This is a genomic window from Chondromyces apiculatus DSM 436 (assembly GCF_000601485.1).
GTDB lineage: Bacteria > Myxococcota_A > Polyangia > Polyangiales > Polyangiaceae > Chondromyces > Chondromyces apiculatus.
On the sequence record NZ_ASRX01000005.1, the window covers coordinates 33,474 to 49,496 of the forward strand.

The following is a 16,023-nucleotide window of genomic DNA, read 5'->3' on the forward strand; positions in this document are numbered from 1 at the left end:
AGGTGACGGTGAACGCGAAGGCTCCCCTGTCATCGCGGTCCTCGCGGGACCACGACCTGGCGCCCACCTGCCCCAGGCTTCCGCTCCGGTACGAGCCCGTGGCGGCGCTCGGCAAGGGCGGGGCGGGTGAGGTGTGGGCGGTGCGCGACCGGATCTCCGGTCGGACCGTGGCGCTCAAGGCGCTCGGAGAGGGCGGCGACGAGCGCGAGGTGATGGCCCTCGTGCGCGAGGCGACCGCGCTGTCGGGCGTGGAAGGCCTGGGCGTGCCGCGGGTACTGCGCTTCGGGCGGCTGCCGGAGAGCGGCAGGCCCTACCTGGTGCGCGAGCTGGTGGAGGGCGTGAGCCTCGCCGATCTGCTGGAGCGCGGCGCGCCCTCCCCGAGGGCGTCGCAGCGGAGCGAGACCATCGAAGACGCGCTGGCGGCGCGCGAGGAGAGCGACGATCCGCGCGTGGAGCCACGGGTATGGCTCGCGGCGATCGCGGACGCGGCCGACCAGCTCACCCGGCTCCACCGCGCGCTCCTCCTGCACGGAGACGTGAAGCCCGCGAACCTCATCGTGGGGCCCGACGGGCGCGCGACCCTGGTGGACCTCGGGCTCGCGGCGCCGTGGCGCGAGGGCGGGGTGCGGCCCGAGGGGTTGACGCCCAGGTACGCGGCGCCGGAGCTGTTCGAGGGAGCGCCGTTGACGGTGCGGGTGGAGGTGTTCGCGCTCGGCGCCACGCTGCTCGAGGCGCTCGTGGCGTCGGGCGAGCGCCTGCCCGCGCCGGTGCGTCAGGGGCTCGATCTGGTGGCGGCGCGCGCGACCGCGGAGAACCCGGCGGATCGCTACCCGAGCGCCGACGAGTTCGGGAGCGCGCTGCGCAGGGCGGCGAGCCTCCCGGAGCGGCCACCCTCGGCGGTGGGCGAGGACGACGGGGTCGCGGTGTGGCCGGTGCTCGGGCTCGATGGCCCTTCCGCCAAGCTGCTCGGCCAGATCGAGGCCATGCGCAACGGCGGCGGGCTGCTCATCACGGGGCCTGCAGGGTCGGGGCGCAGCGCGCTGCTCAGGCGCGTGGCGTGGTCGCTCGGCGTGGCAGGGCGCGCGGTGGCGTGGATCGAGGCGGCGCGGGTCAACGACCTGGCCGAGGCGCTGGCCATCGAGCTGTCTGGCCACGAAGCGGGAGCCGGGCGCGGCGGCAGGGGGTCCTTCGACCCCGGGAAGGATGCGGCTGGCGCAGGCGGCGCGGGTGGCACAGCGAGCGCGGGCGGTGCGGGCGGTGCGGGCGGTGCGGGCGGCGCTCAGGGGATCGTGCTGGTCGACGACGCTGAGCTCCTCGGGAAAGAGGCGCTCGCGTGGCTCGACGCCACCCGTCAGGCGGGCAGCAAGCTGGTGCTGGTGCTCGGGGTGGGGGCCTCGGCGGGGCAAGGGTTGCCGGGGCCGACCTTCGAGATCTTCCCCATGCCGCCGCTGGAGAAGGCGGTCTCGCTCGCGCTCGTGCATCGCGGGATCCCGTCGCTGAGCGACGCGGTGACGGAGCACGTGGTGACGCGGAGCGGCGGCTGGCCCGGGAGCATCCGCCGCATCGTGGCGCGGCTGGCGGGCGCGCCGGTGGCGTCGGTCGCGGACGTGGACCGGCTGCTCGACGCGGTCGTGGCGCGCGCGGGCGAGGGGCGGGCTGCGCTGGCGAGGCGGCCCCTCGCGGAGATCCTCGACCTGCTCGATCGGGGCCACTTCGACGAGGTGGGCGACGCGCTCTCCGGCTGGGCAGACGATCACAGCCCGGAGGTGGTGATCGCGCGGGCGCGGCTGCTCATCAACCAGGGGCAGTCGGTGAAGGCGCTCTCGGAGCTGGCCTCGGTGGGCGAGGAGGTGGACCGCTCGGGAGACCTGGAGCTGTCGGCGGACTGGTCGCTCCACGCCTCGCGGGCGCTGCTCCGGGTCGGAGACTACGCGGCTGCCGAGCGGCGCGCGGCCGAGGTGCCAGAGCGCCTCGGCGCTCCCGCCGGGAACGGGGCCGACGCGCCGCTCACGGTGCGAGGGCGACGGATCCTCGCCGAGGCAGCGGCCATGCAGGGGCTCGCGCAGAGCTACGCCGCGCGGCACGAGGACGCGCGGACCACGCTGGAGCTGTCGGTAGCCCTGGCGCGGCGCACGGCGGATCCGCGCAGCCTGTCGGTGGCGCTCGGATCGCTGGCGTTCGCGCTGCAGCGCAACGAGCGGCTCGGTGAGGCCAAGGCGGCCTACGAGGAGGCGCTCACGGCCGCCGAGCAGGCCGGGGACGCCGGCACCATGGCCACCACCCGCCTGAACCTGGCGGCGATCGCCAAGTCGCAGGGCAACCTGGCCGAGGCGATCCGTCACCTGGAGGCCGCCGCGGACATGGGGCGCCGCTCGGGCCGGGTGACCACCATCCGGCAGGCGCTGCTCAACCTGGCGAACCTCGACCTCTACCTGGGCCGCATCGCCAAGGCCGGGGTGTCCATCGACGCGCTCGCCGCGGAGCGCGCCGCGATGGCGCCTTACCAGCGGGCGCAGCTCCTCGCGCTGGAGGCGGAGCACGCGGCGCGGACCGACGATCCGGCGCGCGCGGCGCAGCTCTGCCTGTCGTGCGCCGAGGCCTACGAGGCCATGGGCCTCCGGGTGGACGCGGTGGAGGCGCGGCTGGAGCGGGCGCTGCTCCTCCTCGGGCTCCCCGGCGCCGTGCCGCGGCAGATCCTCGAAGAGGTGGAGGCGGCCGCGGAGAGCCTGGGCTCGTCGGGCGCGCACCGGGCGGCGCTCGCCCTGGCCCGCGGTCGCGCGGCGGCGCTCGGCCGGGACGAGGACCGCGCCCGCACCACGTACCAGGAGGCGCTCGACGCGGCGTCGGCGGCAGGCCAGAGGGACTGGATCTGGCGCGCGCTCGCCGCCCGCGCCGAGCTTGAGGACGAGAGCGGGCAGCCCCTGCGCGCGCGGCGCGACAGGGAGTCGGCGCTCGCCACCCTGGAGGAGATCTCCGCCCGCCTGTCGCGGGATCTGCGCGAGGTGTTCTGGAACGATCCGCGCCGGCGCGAGCTGCGCGCCGCGGCCAGGGTGGCGCTCTCCAGCGCGCCCACGCTCACGGCGGTCCCCATGGCCGCGGCGGGAGAGGACCGCCTGGCGCGCCTCCTGGAGATCAACCGCGCCATCGCCGGCGAGTACGATCTGGAGCGCCTGCTGGAGAAGGTCACCGACCACGCCATCGCGCTCCTGCGCGCGGAGCGGGGGTTCGTGATCCTGAGGAGCGGCACCTCGCGGAGGGCGGGCCGGACCTCGGAATTCGCGGGCCGCGCGACGAGCAGCGTGACGGGCAGCGTGCCGCCTTCCCCGCGCGCGGACGACGGCCTGTCGATCCACGCCTCGCGCGACCAGGCAGGGGACGACCCGCACGGGCGCTTCTCCCGCTCCATCGCCGACCGTGTGCTCTCCAGCGGGGAGCCGGTGGTGACCGCGAGCGCGCGGAACGACGCGCGCATGGCGGACTACGTGTCCGTGCACCAGCTCATGCTCCAGTCGGTGGCGTGCGTGCCGATCCGGGCCCGGGGCGGCGCGGTGATCGGCGCGCTCTACCTGGAGACGCGGCTGCGGCCCGCGGCGAGCTTCGACGTGGAGCTGTCGACGCTCGTGGCGCTGGCCGACCAGGTAGCCATCGCCATCGACACGGCGCTCCTCGTGGGGGAGAACCGTCGGCGCGCCGAGGAGCTGGCGCGGGTGAACGAGGAGCTGGTGGCGGCGCGGGCGAAGCTCGAAGAGTCGCTCGGCCAGCGCACCGCGGAGCTGGTGAAGACCCGGCGCGACCTGCGCTCGGCGCGGGCGGTGCTCCGCGGCCACTTCGGCTACGAGGGCCTGGTCGGCACCAGCGACGCGATGCGCCGGCTGTACGCGCTCATCGACCGGGTGAAGGACGCCGACGTCCCGGTGCTCATCACCGGCGAGAGCGGCACCGGCAAGGAGGTCGTGGCCCGCACCCTCCACGAGAAGAGCCCGCGCGGGAAGAAGCCCTTCCTCGGGATCAACTGCGGCGCCATTCCCGAGCACCTGCTGGAGAGCGAGCTTTTCGGGCACGTGCGGGGGGCGTTCACCGGCGCCGACCGCGACCGCAAGGGCCTCTTCCGCGAGGCCACCGAGGGCACGCTGCTCCTCGACGAGATCGGCGAGATGCCGCCCAAGATGCAGGCCGGGCTGCTCCGGGTGCTGCAGGAGCGGGTGGTGCGCCCCGTGGGCGGCGCGCGCGAGGAGCGGGTCGACACCCGGGTCATCGCCGCGACGCACCGGGACCTCGCGGAGATGGTGGAGCGTGGCACGTTCCGGGAGGACCTCTACTACCGGCTGCACGTGGTCGAGCTGCGGTTGCCGTCGCTGCGGGAGCGCCTGGACGACGTGCCGCTGCTCATCGATCACTTCCTCGGGATCTTCGCGGCGCGGCACAACCGAGAGCGCGGCAGCGTCTCGCGGGCGGCGCTGACGCGGCTGATGGACTACGCCTGGCCGGGCAACGTGCGCCAGCTCGAGAACGTGCTGCTCAACGCCTGGGTCCTCGCCGATCGGCCGGAGCTCGACGTGGACGACTTCGAGCTGCCCGAGGTCTCTCCGCGCTCGTCCCGCTCTCCCTCGTCGCGCGAGGGCGCCGCGTCGGTGTCCCGCGGAAGTGGGGGCGGCGCGTCGTCGGCACGAAGAGGCGCGCGTGCGGGCGCGGGCGCGGCGGAGAGCGAGCACGCCGCGCATACGCCGCTGGAGCGCCACCGGCACGAGGAGCGCGACCGCATCCTCAAGGCGCTCGAAGCCTGCAACTGGAACCGGGTGAAGGCCGCTCAGATGGTGGATCTGCCGCGGCGCACGTTCTACCGGCGGCTGAAGGAGTACGGGATCCAGTGAGCGCTTCGCCGACGCGCCGCGCGCGTCACCAGCGAACGGGCAACTGAGCGAGGCCAAGGAGCCAGTTGGAGTGCAGCCGCGTCACCGGGCCCGAGAGCTCCATGCCGGGCAGGCGCCGCAGGATCTCCTCGAACGCGACCCGCGCCTCCAGGCGCGCGAGCGACGCGCCCAGGCAGTAGTGAGGGCCGCGGCCGAAGGAGAGGTGCTCGTTCGGGGTGCGGCCCACGTCGAACCGGTCCGGCTCCGAGAACACCTCCTCGTCACGGTTGGCCGACACCAGCCACGCCACCACCTTGTCGCCCTCGGCGATGCGCTGACCGTGGAGTTCCAGGTCGCGGGTGGCGGTGCGCCGCATGTAGCTGACCGCGGGAGAGAACCGCAGCATCTCCTCGACGGCAGAGGGGATGAGCGACGGGTCTTCCTCCAGCCGTCGCCGCTCCTCGGGCCGCTCCAGCAAGGTGAGCATCCCCTGGGAGATGAGCTGGTGGGTGGTCACCGTGCCGGCGGAGAGGAGAAGGGAGAAGAACAGCCCGAACTCGAAGTCGCTGAGCTTCTCTCCGTTGATCTCGGCCGCCATCAGGGCGCCCAGCACGTCCTCGCGCGGGTTCTGGCGTCGCCCTGCGGCGAGCTGCTGCGCGTAGCCGAACATGGCGTGGACGAGGGCCTCCACCTCCTCCTTGGGTTTGTCGGCCGCGAGCAGGAACTGGTAAGCCCAGATCGTCACCTGCGCCTGGTCCTCCGCCGGCACGCCGAGGAGGTGCAGGATGATCTTCAGCGGCAGATCGCCGGCCAGCTCGTTCACGAAGTCGCACCCGCCCTTCGCCTCGACGCGATCGATCATCCCGGTGACCAGCTCGCGGGCATACGGCTCCATGGCCTGCATGAGCCGCGGGACGAACCCCTTGGAGACGAGCCCCCGGTAGCGGGTGTGACGCGGGGGATCCATGTCGATCAGCCCCTCCCGGCTGGAGCGCAGATCGTCGGGCGGGTACTCCTCAATCCAGATCCCGCCGCGCTCCGAGGAGAACGTCGCGGCGTCGCTCATGACCTGGATGGCGTCGGCGTGCCGGGTGATGGCCCAGAACCCGCGCCCGTTCTTCTCTTCATGCCAGGAGACCGGGGCCTCGCGGCGCAGGCGCGCGAAGCGGTCGTAGGGCACGCCCGCGAGGTAGAGGTCCGGGTCGGCGATGCTCATCTCTGCAAGCTTCATGGCGAGCCCTCCTTGGGTAGGCCAAGCGTCAAGGCATCGATGGTAGGTCAGAAGCTCGGTCCTCGTCGCGGATACGGCCGAGGCGCCGCATCTCGTGCGCGAGGAACGGTGCGTCTTCTTCAAGGCACCAGAATGGAACGGGACGCTTCCCTTCCGGGGGCTCCCAGTAGCGCGCGAAGTAGCGGCGCCTCATATCCGTGCATTCTCGGGAGTTGAGGTCGAGACGAGCGACGGTGTTCTCGACACTCTGGTGTACGGCAGGGTCGAGTGAACTCCCTGGATGCACCTTGAAAGTATTCAAATCGAGTTCGAACCAGCCATTGCCGAGCGTGCATGGGTCGAGGACATCCGCGAACTGGTTCTTGCGGCTGTTCATGAGTGAGCAGGCCAGACGGTCGTTGTCCCACTCATACGCGTCCGCGGGTTTTGCGCTGGCGATGGCGACGAAGTGATCCACCGTCGGGCCGGCGAGCGGCTCGATGCGGAAGCTGGCATAGGCGCAGATGCCGCGGTAGGCCTGATGCAGGGCATCAAGCGCACGGGTCCAGTAGTCGTAAGGGCGAAGGTGCTTGGGCTTGAGATCCTCTACGCGTTCCTTCACCTTCTTGATTCGCTGACCGCGGCCTTTCATCGTTGGTGGCTGGCCCGTCAGCTCCGCCAGGGCGCTCAGGCCCCGCTGCCGCACTTCCTTGTCGAAGTCGAAAGCAGGCAGTTTGGGCTCCGGCTGCTTCTCGACCCGGATCACGGCTTGAACCCTTGCTCTCTCGCCCAGAACCGCCACTGGAGCCAGAAGGGATCGACACCGGGCAAGCTCGCGCGGAGTGCCTCGCGCACGTCGATGTACTCCTGCTTCGCCACTCCGGCGCGCTCCATCAGCGCTTCGGCGCGCTGCATGGCCTGCTCCGCCTCCAGGGAGCGCGGCTCCGCGAGATCGAAGATGTCAGAGATCAGCCAGCTATTCGCATCCCCACGGCGGCGCCATGTCTCTCGCCGTGCCGTGACCTGATCTTCCACGAGATCCAGGTTCCAGAGTGCGTCGCACTGGTCATCGAAGAGCGGTTCGAGCGATGCCAGGAGCAGAGGGGAGTGCGTGACCACCAGGGCTTGGACCTGCATGTCCTTCGTGCCCGTGAGCGCTGTGATCACCTGCAGCAGCGCCTTGAGGATGGTGCGCTGCCAGCGTGGGTGCAGGTGCGTTTCGATCTCGTCGATCAGGAACACCAGGCTGCTGGAGGGCGCCTCGTTCAGAAGGTGGCTCGCTTTGAGGTGCTCCTGCCAGGTCCATACAAGGAGGTATGCCATGGCGATGATGCGCTGGACGGCTGCCGAGGCATGCACGACGGGAACTTCTTGTCTGTAGGAGGTCTTCAGCGTGGGCATCTCGCGTACGTCTTCCAGGCTGATGCGTGTCAGCGCTCCCGGGACGAGTCGCTCGGAGGGCGAAGGGGAGAGCGCCTCCAGTGCTTTTTGTAGCTCCTGGAATGCCTCGTTGTTGCCCGTTTGCCAGAAGGCCCAGTCGCGGATGAGACCGTTGCAGATCACTGTGCCGTTCGACCCGAGGCCGTTCCACACTTCTCTGGAGGTGAAATGGTAGGCCGCGGGGCGGTCGGGAGCGTCGACTCCCTTGGAAGGCGCGCGCTTGTAGTAATTGCGTGCTGGATCCCATACGGAGAAGGAACCGTCGACACGGGCGTAGAGAACCATCCCGGGGTTGGCAGGACGCCCTTGCTTGCGCGACCAGGTCTGTTCCTGGAAGTCGTACTCGCTGGTGTCTGTGACGGAGGTACTCTTCGCTTTGAACTTGTACGTGATCGTCGGCTTGATTCCCTGACCGCGGTGCGGCGCTGCCGGGTAGGACGCCCAGGTCCGCGTCAGCACCCACCAGGCGACATCGAGGAGGAAAGTCTTTCCGAGTCCGTTGTCGCCCGTGATGAGGTTCAGGCGCGATGCAAAGTCGAAGCTGAGCTCCGGAGCCGGGCCGAGGTGGTGGAGTTCCAGCCGTTCAAGCATCGATTCCCCAGGGGCGGAGCGTTGTCCTCCGCACCACGACCCTCGTCTACGCGATTCCTGATCCTGGTGCCACCCCTGCAAGGCGACATGCCCTTGCACATGCGATACTGAGGCGCGAGGACGACGATGACCGAGCCCGCGCGCGCGCTGCCGCTCACTTTTGCCGAGTACCTGGCCCGGGAAGAGGAGAGTGAGACGAAGCACGAGTTCCTGGAGGGCGCGATCCACGCCATGCCGGGGGGCACGCCGGAGCGCGGTCTGATCTGCGCCAACATCATCGGGGAGCTGGGTGTGCAGCTCCGCGGGCGGCCTTGCCGTGTCTACACCTCCGATGTGCGTGTGCGTGTGCAGGCGACGGGCCTCACGACCTACCCTGACGTGAGCGTGGTCTACGGACCCATCGCGCGAGATCCCGAGGACCGGAATGCCCTCACCAACCCGATTGTTCTGGTGGAAGTGCTGTCCCCGGGAACGGCTTCGTACGATCGCGGGGAGAAGCTCGCGCACTACCGCCGGATCCCCTCCCTGCGGGAGCACCTCCTCGTCTCCCCCCTGGGACCGCACCTCGAACATTACCGGAGGAACAACGACGGCACCTGGACGCTCCGGGACGTGAGGCCCCCCGAGGCGGTGGAGCTGTCCTCCATCGGATGCACGCTGGACCTCGCGGAGGTGTACCTGGACGCGCTGCCTGACGCGCAGCCTGGAGGAGCCGCGGGGTGAGTGATTCGACGGGGGGAAGGAGAGAAGGGGGAAGCGCAGAGCGACCCGGGGCGGAGCGCAGCACGACGACGGTGCCTCAGGGGACCGCGCCGGTCACGACCCGTCTTCCCTCTCCTGGAGGGCGCCCTCGTAACGCGATCACGCCTCTGAGGGGAGACTCGACCTCCTTCGAGGGCACCGCATTCACGCACGCCGCCACGCTGCCGAACCCGCGGGACGCCGACACCCTGGAGGCGCCTACCCACGCGCCCACCTCGTCGCAGCGCTGGAGCGCGGCGCAGCTCCCCATCATCGACGCCGCCAGCTACGAGCTGCACGGCGAGGTCGCGCAGGGGGGCATCGGGCGGGTGCTCCGCGCCCAGGATCGCCGGCTGGGTAGGCCGGTGGCGCTCAAGCACCTGCTCGATCCGCGCGCGGGCGCCGAGAAGCGCTTCGTGCGCGAGGCGCTGGTCACGGCGCGGCTCCAGCACCCGGCCATCGTGCCCATCTACGAGGCGGGGCGGTGGCCGAACGGAGAGCCCTTCTACGCGATGAGGCTGGTCTCGGGCCGCTCGCTCGAGGACATGATCGCGGAGCAGCGCTCGGTGGAGAGCCGGCTCGGCCTGCTCCGCCACGTGCTCGCCGCGGCGGATGCCGTGGCCTACGCGCACGCGCAGCGGGTGATCCACCGCGACATCAAGCCCGCCAACGTGCTCTGCGGCGACTTCGGCGAGACGGTGGTGATCGACTGGGGCCTCGCGCGGGATCTGCGCGACGAGGAGGACGCTCAGACGCGCAGCCCCGATCCCGCCGCGCTGGCGGGCGCCCGGCTGACCCTCGCGGGCTCGGTGATCGGCACGCCTGCGTACATGCCCCCCGAGCAGGCCTCGGGGCTCAGCGTCGACGAGCGCGCCGACGTCTACGCGCTCGGCGCCATCCTGTACCACCTGCTCGCGGGCGTCCCGCCGTACGACGGCAAGAACGCGCGCGTCGTGCTGCGCAAGGTGCTGGCAGGGCCCCCCGAGCGGCTCGGCGGCTTCCTGCGCGACGTGCCCGAAGAGCTGCTCGCCATCGTCGAGAAGGCCATGGCCCGCGAGCCCACCGAGCGCTACCCCACGGCGCTCGAGCTGGCCGAGGATCTGCGCCTCTTCGAGATGGGGCAGATCGTGGGAGCCCACCGCTACTCGCTGCTCTCGCTGCTCAGGCGCTTCGTGCGGCGCTACCGCGCGCCGCTCGCGGTGGCGGTGCCGGCGCTGATCGCGCTCGGCGCGGTGGGCGCGATCGGCGTGCGGCGGACCTTCATCGAGCGGACGCGGGCCGAGGAGCAGCGCGTCGAGGCAGAGGCAGCGCGGCAGGAGGCGCTCACCCGCGCCGACGAGCTGACGCTGGTGCAGGCCCGCGCCTCGCTGGAGCGCGATCCGAGCGAGGCGCTCGCGTGGCTCAGGCGGCTGTCCCCCGCGTTTCACCGATGGAATGCGGCCAGGGTCATCGCTGCCGACGCCATCGCCCGTGGTCTGTCCACCACCTTGCATGGCCACAAGGAGCTCATCAACTACGCGGTCTTCTCTCAGGACGGCAGGTGGGTGGCCACGGCGAGCGACGATCAGTCGGTGAGGCTCTGGGACGCCGCCACGGGCGCCGGCAGGATCCTCGCCGGCCACACGGACGAGGTCTGGATCGCCGCCTTCTCTCCCGATGGCAAGCTCCTCCTGTCCGGCAGCAAGGACCGGATGGCGCGGCTCTGGGACACGGGCACGGGGGAGGCGCTCCAGGCGATCTCGTGCCCCGCAGGCGTGTACGCCGTGGCGTTCTCGTCGGATGGCCGCCGGGCCTTCCTCTCGGAGACGAGGGGCTCACTGATCGAGGTCGACGTCGAGACGGGTCAGACACGCACGCTCTCGACCGGCTCCGGCAAGTTCTCCGTCGACCCCGACGCACGCCACGTCGCGCGCATCAGCCACTCGGAGCTGACCCTGGAGACCCTCGCGACGGGTCAGATCCGCGTACTCACCCGGTTCCACGATCCGGGAGGTTCCGAGGGAACCACCCTGTTCTCCTCGGATGGCCGCAAGCTCGCCTACCTGAGCGAGGGCGGCGAGGTGGGCATCTGGGACGTCGCCACCCGCAAGGGCCGCGTGCTGGGCCGCCTGCCCCCCGAGGGCCCGGAAGGCTATCTGCCTCCCGATCGCAGGCTCGTCTTCTCCCCCGACGGGGCCTGGCTCGCGGGGCTCGCGCGGGGCTCGCAGGTCTACGTGTGGGACATGCGGACGGGCGCGCTGCAGATCCTGAACGGGCACCAGGGCGGCATTCTGCGGGCGGCGTTCTCACCCGACAGCCAGCTCCTCGCCACGGGCGGCTTCGACCACTCGGCGCGGATCTGGGACCTCGCCGGGGGGCAGCGCCGCGTGCTGCAAGGGCACCAGGATGCGGTCCACTGCGTCCGGTTCTCGCCCGACGGGCGGTTCCTCGTGACCGCGAGCGGTGACGCCACGGCGCGGATCTTCCCGGTGGTCGCGCGGGCGAGCGAGATCCTGCCCGGGCGCGGGGCCGACAGCGTGCTCGCTGGCATCTCGCCCGACGGTCAGCTCATCGCCGCCGGGGGGCGGGACGGCGCCCTCCGCCTCTGGCAGGACGGCGGCGAGCCGCTCGTGGTGCAGGCGCACGGGGGACCCATCACCACTGCTGCCATGTCGCCGACGGGAGCCCACGTGGCGACGGCAGGCACCGACAACATCGTGCGGGTGTGGAGCCGCACGGGCGTCCCTGTGGGGGAGCTGGCGAGCCCCACCCAGGCTGCCGTGAAGGCCCTCATGTTCTCGCCCGACGGTCAGTGGATCGCGTCGGCCGAGTCCGACGGCAAGGTGCGCCTGCGCGAGATCGACTCCGGGCAGGAGCGCCTCTTCTCGGGGCACGTGGGGCAGGTCCTCTCGGTGGTGTTCTCGCCGAGCGGCGAGCTGCTCGCGACGGCGGGTGAAGACGAGAGCGTGCTGCTCTGGAGGCTCGCGACCGGCGAGGGCACGCTGATCGGCGAGCACGACGAGAAGGTCCGGGCGCTCGCATTCTCGCCGGACGAGCAGCTCCTCGTGTCCGGGAGCGACGACCACACCATGCGGATCTGGCACCTGACCACGGGCCTCACGGAGCACCTCAACGTGGGGGGCTCCGGCGTGAAGCAGCTCGGGTTCCTGCCGGATGGCAGGACCATCGTCTCCGTGAGCGGCGGGGACACGGGCGCGAGGTTGTGGGACGTGGCGACCAGCACCCAGCGCATGGCGCTGCGGGGACACGGCGGCGAAGTGACGGCCTTCGCGCTCACGCCCGATGGCAAGCGCCTGGCCACGGGGAGCCTGGATCGGACCGTGCGCCTCTGGGACCTGGAGAGCGGTGAGGGCCGCGCCATGGTGGGTCACACCGGCCCCGTGGGCGGCGTCGCCTTCACGCCCGACGGGCAGCGGCTGCTCTCACTCGGCTGGGATGGAACCGTGCGGCGCTGGGCCGACGACCTCCCCTTTGGCGAGGCGCCGCTGCGGGCCTTCCTCGACGCCGTGGCGCCCTCGACACGATGAGGTGACGAGGGCGCGCGCTGCGGCTCAGGGAGTCTCGGGCGGCGCGGCGGGCTCGTCGCACGTGGCCACGTGGCTGTCCAGGGAGTAGCCCGCCGCCACGTCGCAGGTCGAGGTGGCGCTCAGGTCGTCGTTCAGCACGAAGGCGTCGGCGTTGTAGCACCCGTGGAACGAGGTCAGCGTTCGCCCCGTGAGGTCTTCGAGCGCGCTCACCAGCCCCTGCGTGTCGCAGCCCTGGTTGTCACCGGGCCACTCGTACGCGCACGCGGCGAGCATCTGCCCCTCGTCGTGGGTCTCCACGGGCACGCCGGGAGGCACGTCCGCCGTCTGCGCGTGGTAGCCGTTGAGGATCACCTTCTCGATGACGGCGCCGGGCACCGACGTCACGGACCAGTGCACGGGCTCGTACGAGGAGAGCGCGAGCACCATCGCGCCCTCACGCTCGACGTGCACTGTCGCCGCGCCGGTCGGATGGTTGCCGCCGCCGTGGTTCGAGTGCGTCTCGTAGACGCCGAGGATGTGCAGCTCCGGTCCGCAGACGGGGGCAGGTCCTCCGCCGGGCTCGGTGCCGGGGTGACCGGGCTCCTCGCCGGGGTAGCCGGGTTCGGTGCCTGGATAGCCGGGACCCGATGGGGAGGTCTCTCCTCCACCGGTGACGACTGTGCCACATCCTGGCCCATTCGCGCCCATCATGATCGGCATGGCCATGAGGGTGAAGGCGAGGGCGGCACTGTGAATCCTGGGCATCGGGCAACTCCTTGAGCGTCCGTTCGGCTCGGGGAGCAGGTTGCCCAAAGCGAGGACGTCATGGAAGCGGTCAACGCGCCGGGGTGCACGAGATCGACCTCGTCGCCCGTCGATTGGCACAACCTGACACGCGTCGGGTGCGTCCTCGCTCGACTATTATGCAGCGCGCGTCCCTGCCAACGTGCTCACGTGTCACGCCGACACCTGGTCGCGCCTCCCTGATGGACATCTGCCCCCCCAGCCTCGACTCGCCGGTCTTTCTGTACGGTCTCCGCCGGCTCCTGCTCCTCTTGCACACCGCGGGGAGCATTGTCCTGCTCGGCGCTGCCACGCACCACGCCATGCAGATGCGCCACTACCTGCGCGGTCGTTTCCCGCGCGTGCGCCAGGAGAAGACCTGGGCGCGGGTCACCAGCGCGGCGTACGTGATCACCTTCGCGCTCGGCGCCCTGCTCTACCCGTCGTACCGCGTCCACGTGCGCGCCTGCTGGCTGGAGCAGCATGCGCCCCTCTACGTGGGCCTCTTCGACGTGAAGGAGGTGTTCGCCTCGCTGGCGCTCGTCGTCGCCGTCGGGCTCGGCTTGCTCTCTTACACGCTGCGGCCGGCCGAGGAGCGCGCCCTCGTCCCGGTGTATGCCGCGATGAGCTTCGTGGTGTGCGCGGTGGTCTGGCTCGACGCCACGCTGGGGATCCTCATCGTGTCCGTGCGGGGGATCGGGTGAGCCCCGCAAGTCAGGCGAGCCCCGCGACCCCCGCGACCCCCGCGACCCCCGCGACCCCCGCGACCCCCGCGACCCCCGCGACCCCCTCGGCGCCTCCGTCCTCGCGCCTGCTCTGCGCCCTGCTCGCGGCCCGCGCGGCGTTCGGGGTCGCCTACCTCGGAGGCTCGCTCGGCCGCGCGCCCATCCCCTGGTATCACCCCCTGGCCAGAGCCTGGACCTTCGGGGCTGCGCCGGGAGGCTTCGCCATGGAGTGGTACGGCCGCAGCGCCGTGGCGTGCGCCGCCGCCCTCGTCGTCGGCCTCGCCGTGTGGGCGGTGGCCAGCCGCGGGCACCTCGCCAGGGTGCTCGGGCGCCCCGCGCTGGTGCTCGCCCTCGCGCGCGGCGTGGGCTTGATGATGCTGATCGACTTCGCCTACTTCGGCTGGGCGATGATGCACCCCTCGCCGTCGCCGCCGGGCGCATGTCCCTGCTAGCGTGGTCGATCTGCTGCGCGTGGCTCACCGCCGCGATCCTCGTCGCTGCCCAGCGGGGCCGCCGCGGCGTGCGTGAAGGGCGCTGGCCTCTGGCGCGGGCCCGCCTCCTCAGCCCCACCCTCTACCTCTTCTCCGGCTACCTGCTCGTGGCCGCCCTGGTCACGCCCATCTCCCCGGGCGAGAGCGTGTCACCGCTCCTCGGCCTCGCCCTGGCGCTGCCGGTCCTGTGGTCGCTCGCGACCCTCTCCGCGATCGGAGAGCGCCGCCCCGCGCGCGCCACGGCCCTCTTGCTCGGGGTGCTCCATGGCGGGACCGTCCCCGCGGCGGCGGCCATCGTGCTGGTCTTCGCCTCGCCGCGGTTCGTCCCGGCCTGGCTCCGTCAGTAGCCGACCCGCATCACCAGCGCTGCGTTGCGCTCCACCTCGTGCAGCGCCGCGGTCACCAGGGCGACGCAGGTGTGGTCACGCACGCTGAGCACGCGCATCTCGGCGTAGGTCTCGTCGGGCAGCAGGTCCTCGTCGACGCCGTACTGCATCTTGTCGACGATCGCCGCCCGGTCGTCGTCCACGCGCGGGCGCAGCTTCGCCGTCTGACCGGCGGCGTCGATGTTCTGCGCCCACTTGTCGCCGCGCCGCACCGCGAAGAAGCGCATCCCGGGCGCGACGCCCTCTTCCTTGCCCTTGTCGATGAACACCACCTGGTTCTGGCCGAACATGTGGTGCGGGTAGAGGGACGCCAGGATCTTCGCCTCCAGGTCCTTGTCGCTCTTCCGGGGGCTCACCACGTCGAAGCGCCGCTGCACGGCGCCCACCCTCGCGCCGCGCTCGATGACGTCGAGCGACTCCAGGATGCGGCCGCGCACCATGCGCGTCTTGGGGTTGTAGCGGTCTACGCGCACCGTCCCGCGCACGGCGACCAGGTCCCCGGAGGCCTTGCCCGAGCCCACGCGCTTGATGGGCTGGAAGATGGTCAGCTCCTGGCCGAGGGCGATGGTGCGCTCCTGCCCGTCGTCGTCTTCCTTCGACATCTGCAGGTAGACGTCGTCGCCCTCGCTGAGGAGCATCTGGTCCTCCGGGCTCCCCACCAGCGTCCCCCAGGTGTCCTTCTTCTGGTCGTCGACCCAGCCCACCGTGTGGAGGAAGATGGTCTGCGGCGGTACCCGCCCGTTCTGGAGCTGCAGCCCCCCGGGCATGTTCGCCGTGAGCCCGCTGCGGGCGTTCGCCTCACCCTGCTCGCGCAGGCGGAGGCGGTCGCCCGGGTAGATCCAGTGCGGGTTCTGGAGCTGCGGGTTCATCGCCCAGAGCTGCGGCCACGAGTAGGGGTTCTGGTAGTAGCGGCCCGAGATGTCCCACAGGGTGTCGCCGCGCCGCACGGAGTGCATCTCGGGCAGGTACTGTCCCTCGACCACGTAGGAGCCGTTCGCGTTCCCGCGGACCGAGACCTCGCCCACGCTGCCACGGTTCAGATCGAAGCCATCGGAGGGACGCGAGGTGTCCGTGCTCCCGCGCGAGCTGGAGGGCAGGTGGGAGTTGGGATCGAAGCCGGGCGGCGGGTAACCGGGCACGATCACCTGGGGCGCCTGCGTGGGAACCTGGATCACGGTGACGCCGGGCGTCGCGGGCTGCTCCGCCCCGGCGCCGCTGTCGACGGACACTTCCTGGGCGAGCGAGGCCGCCGGTGCGGAGGCCAGCGCGAGGGCAACGAGGGTCGTCGGGTGCTTCATGG

Annotated in this window: 11 protein-coding genes; 6 read left to right on the forward strand and 5 right to left on the reverse strand. The window is 71.5% G+C overall.

Annotated features, from left to right (window positions below; genetic code table 11):
- Window positions 1-8 precede the first annotated feature (8 nt).
- Window positions 9-4,871 (forward strand): sigma 54-interacting transcriptional regulator, encoded by a 4,863-nt coding sequence (locus CAP_RS03235; protein ID WP_231511060.1) that lies wholly within the window; start codon window positions 9-11, stop codon window positions 4,869-4,871.
- Window positions 4,872-4,896: 25 nt separating this feature from the next.
- On the opposite strand, the gene CAP_RS03240 is transcribed toward CAP_RS03235, so the two are convergent.
- The 3 genes from CAP_RS03240 to CAP_RS03250 are packed head-to-tail and all read right to left on the reverse strand — an operon-like array spanning window position 4,897 to window position 8,091.
- Entirely contained in the window at window positions 4,897-6,081 is a 1,185-nt protein-coding gene (locus CAP_RS03240; RefSeq protein ID WP_044235968.1) for a cytochrome P450, read from the reverse strand.
- Window positions 6,082-6,109: 28 nt separating this feature from the next.
- The gene (locus tag CAP_RS03245; protein ID WP_052374056.1) at window positions 6,110-6,826 is read right to left on the reverse strand and encodes a hypothetical protein; all 717 of its coding nucleotides are present in this window, start codon (window positions 6,824-6,826) and stop codon (window positions 6,110-6,112) included.
- Entirely contained in the window at window positions 6,823-8,091 is a 1,269-nt protein-coding gene (locus tag CAP_RS03250; RefSeq protein ID WP_044235970.1) for an AAA family ATPase, read from the reverse strand. The genes CAP_RS03245 and CAP_RS03250 overlap by 4 nt, the downstream gene beginning before the upstream one ends.
- A 126-nt stretch (window positions 8,092-8,217) precedes the next feature.
- Between CAP_RS03250 and CAP_RS03255 the strand changes: the two genes are divergently transcribed.
- Both CAP_RS03255 and CAP_RS03260 read left to right on the forward strand, forming a co-directional pair.
- Complete coding sequence (locus CAP_RS03255) at window positions 8,218-8,814, forward strand: Uma2 family endonuclease (RefSeq protein WP_044235973.1); 597 nt, start codon at window positions 8,218-8,220, stop codon at window positions 8,812-8,814.
- A complete protein-coding gene (locus CAP_RS03260; RefSeq protein WP_081864520.1) occupies window positions 8,811-12,359 on the forward strand; it encodes a WD40 repeat domain-containing serine/threonine protein kinase in 3,549 nt (1,182 codons plus the stop codon). The genes CAP_RS03255 and CAP_RS03260 overlap by 4 nt, the downstream gene beginning before the upstream one ends.
- 24 nt (window positions 12,360-12,383) lie before the next feature.
- On the opposite strand, the gene CAP_RS43645 is transcribed toward CAP_RS03260, so the two are convergent.
- Window positions 12,384-13,103, reverse strand: coding sequence for a hypothetical protein (locus CAP_RS43645; RefSeq protein ID WP_052374059.1), 720 nt, complete (start codon window positions 13,101-13,103; stop codon window positions 12,384-12,386).
- 221 nt (window positions 13,104-13,324) lie between these two features.
- Between CAP_RS43645 and CAP_RS03270 the strand changes: the two genes are divergently transcribed.
- From CAP_RS03270 to CAP_RS03280, 3 genes are read left to right on the forward strand one after another with little or no spacing between them, the layout of a single operon-like run.
- A complete protein-coding gene (locus CAP_RS03270; protein WP_044235975.1) occupies window positions 13,325-13,825 on the forward strand; it encodes a hypothetical protein in 501 nt (166 codons plus the stop codon).
- Window positions 13,822-14,298 (forward strand): hypothetical protein, encoded by a 477-nt coding sequence (locus tag CAP_RS03275; protein ID WP_044235978.1) that lies wholly within the window; start codon window positions 13,822-13,824, stop codon window positions 14,296-14,298. The genes CAP_RS03270 and CAP_RS03275 overlap by 4 nt, the downstream gene beginning before the upstream one ends.
- Entirely contained in the window at window positions 14,286-14,684 is a 399-nt protein-coding gene (locus CAP_RS03280) for a hypothetical protein (RefSeq protein ID WP_044235982.1), read from the forward strand. The genes CAP_RS03275 and CAP_RS03280 overlap by 13 nt, the downstream gene beginning before the upstream one ends.
- Here CAP_RS03280 and CAP_RS03285 read toward each other — a convergent pair.
- The gene (locus tag CAP_RS03285) at window positions 14,678-16,021 is read right to left on the reverse strand and encodes a LysM peptidoglycan-binding domain-containing protein (RefSeq protein WP_044235985.1); all 1,344 of its coding nucleotides are present in this window, start codon (window positions 16,019-16,021) and stop codon (window positions 14,678-14,680) included. The genes CAP_RS03280 and CAP_RS03285 overlap by 7 nt on opposite strands.
- Between the last annotated feature and the right edge of the window lie 2 nt (window positions 16,022-16,023).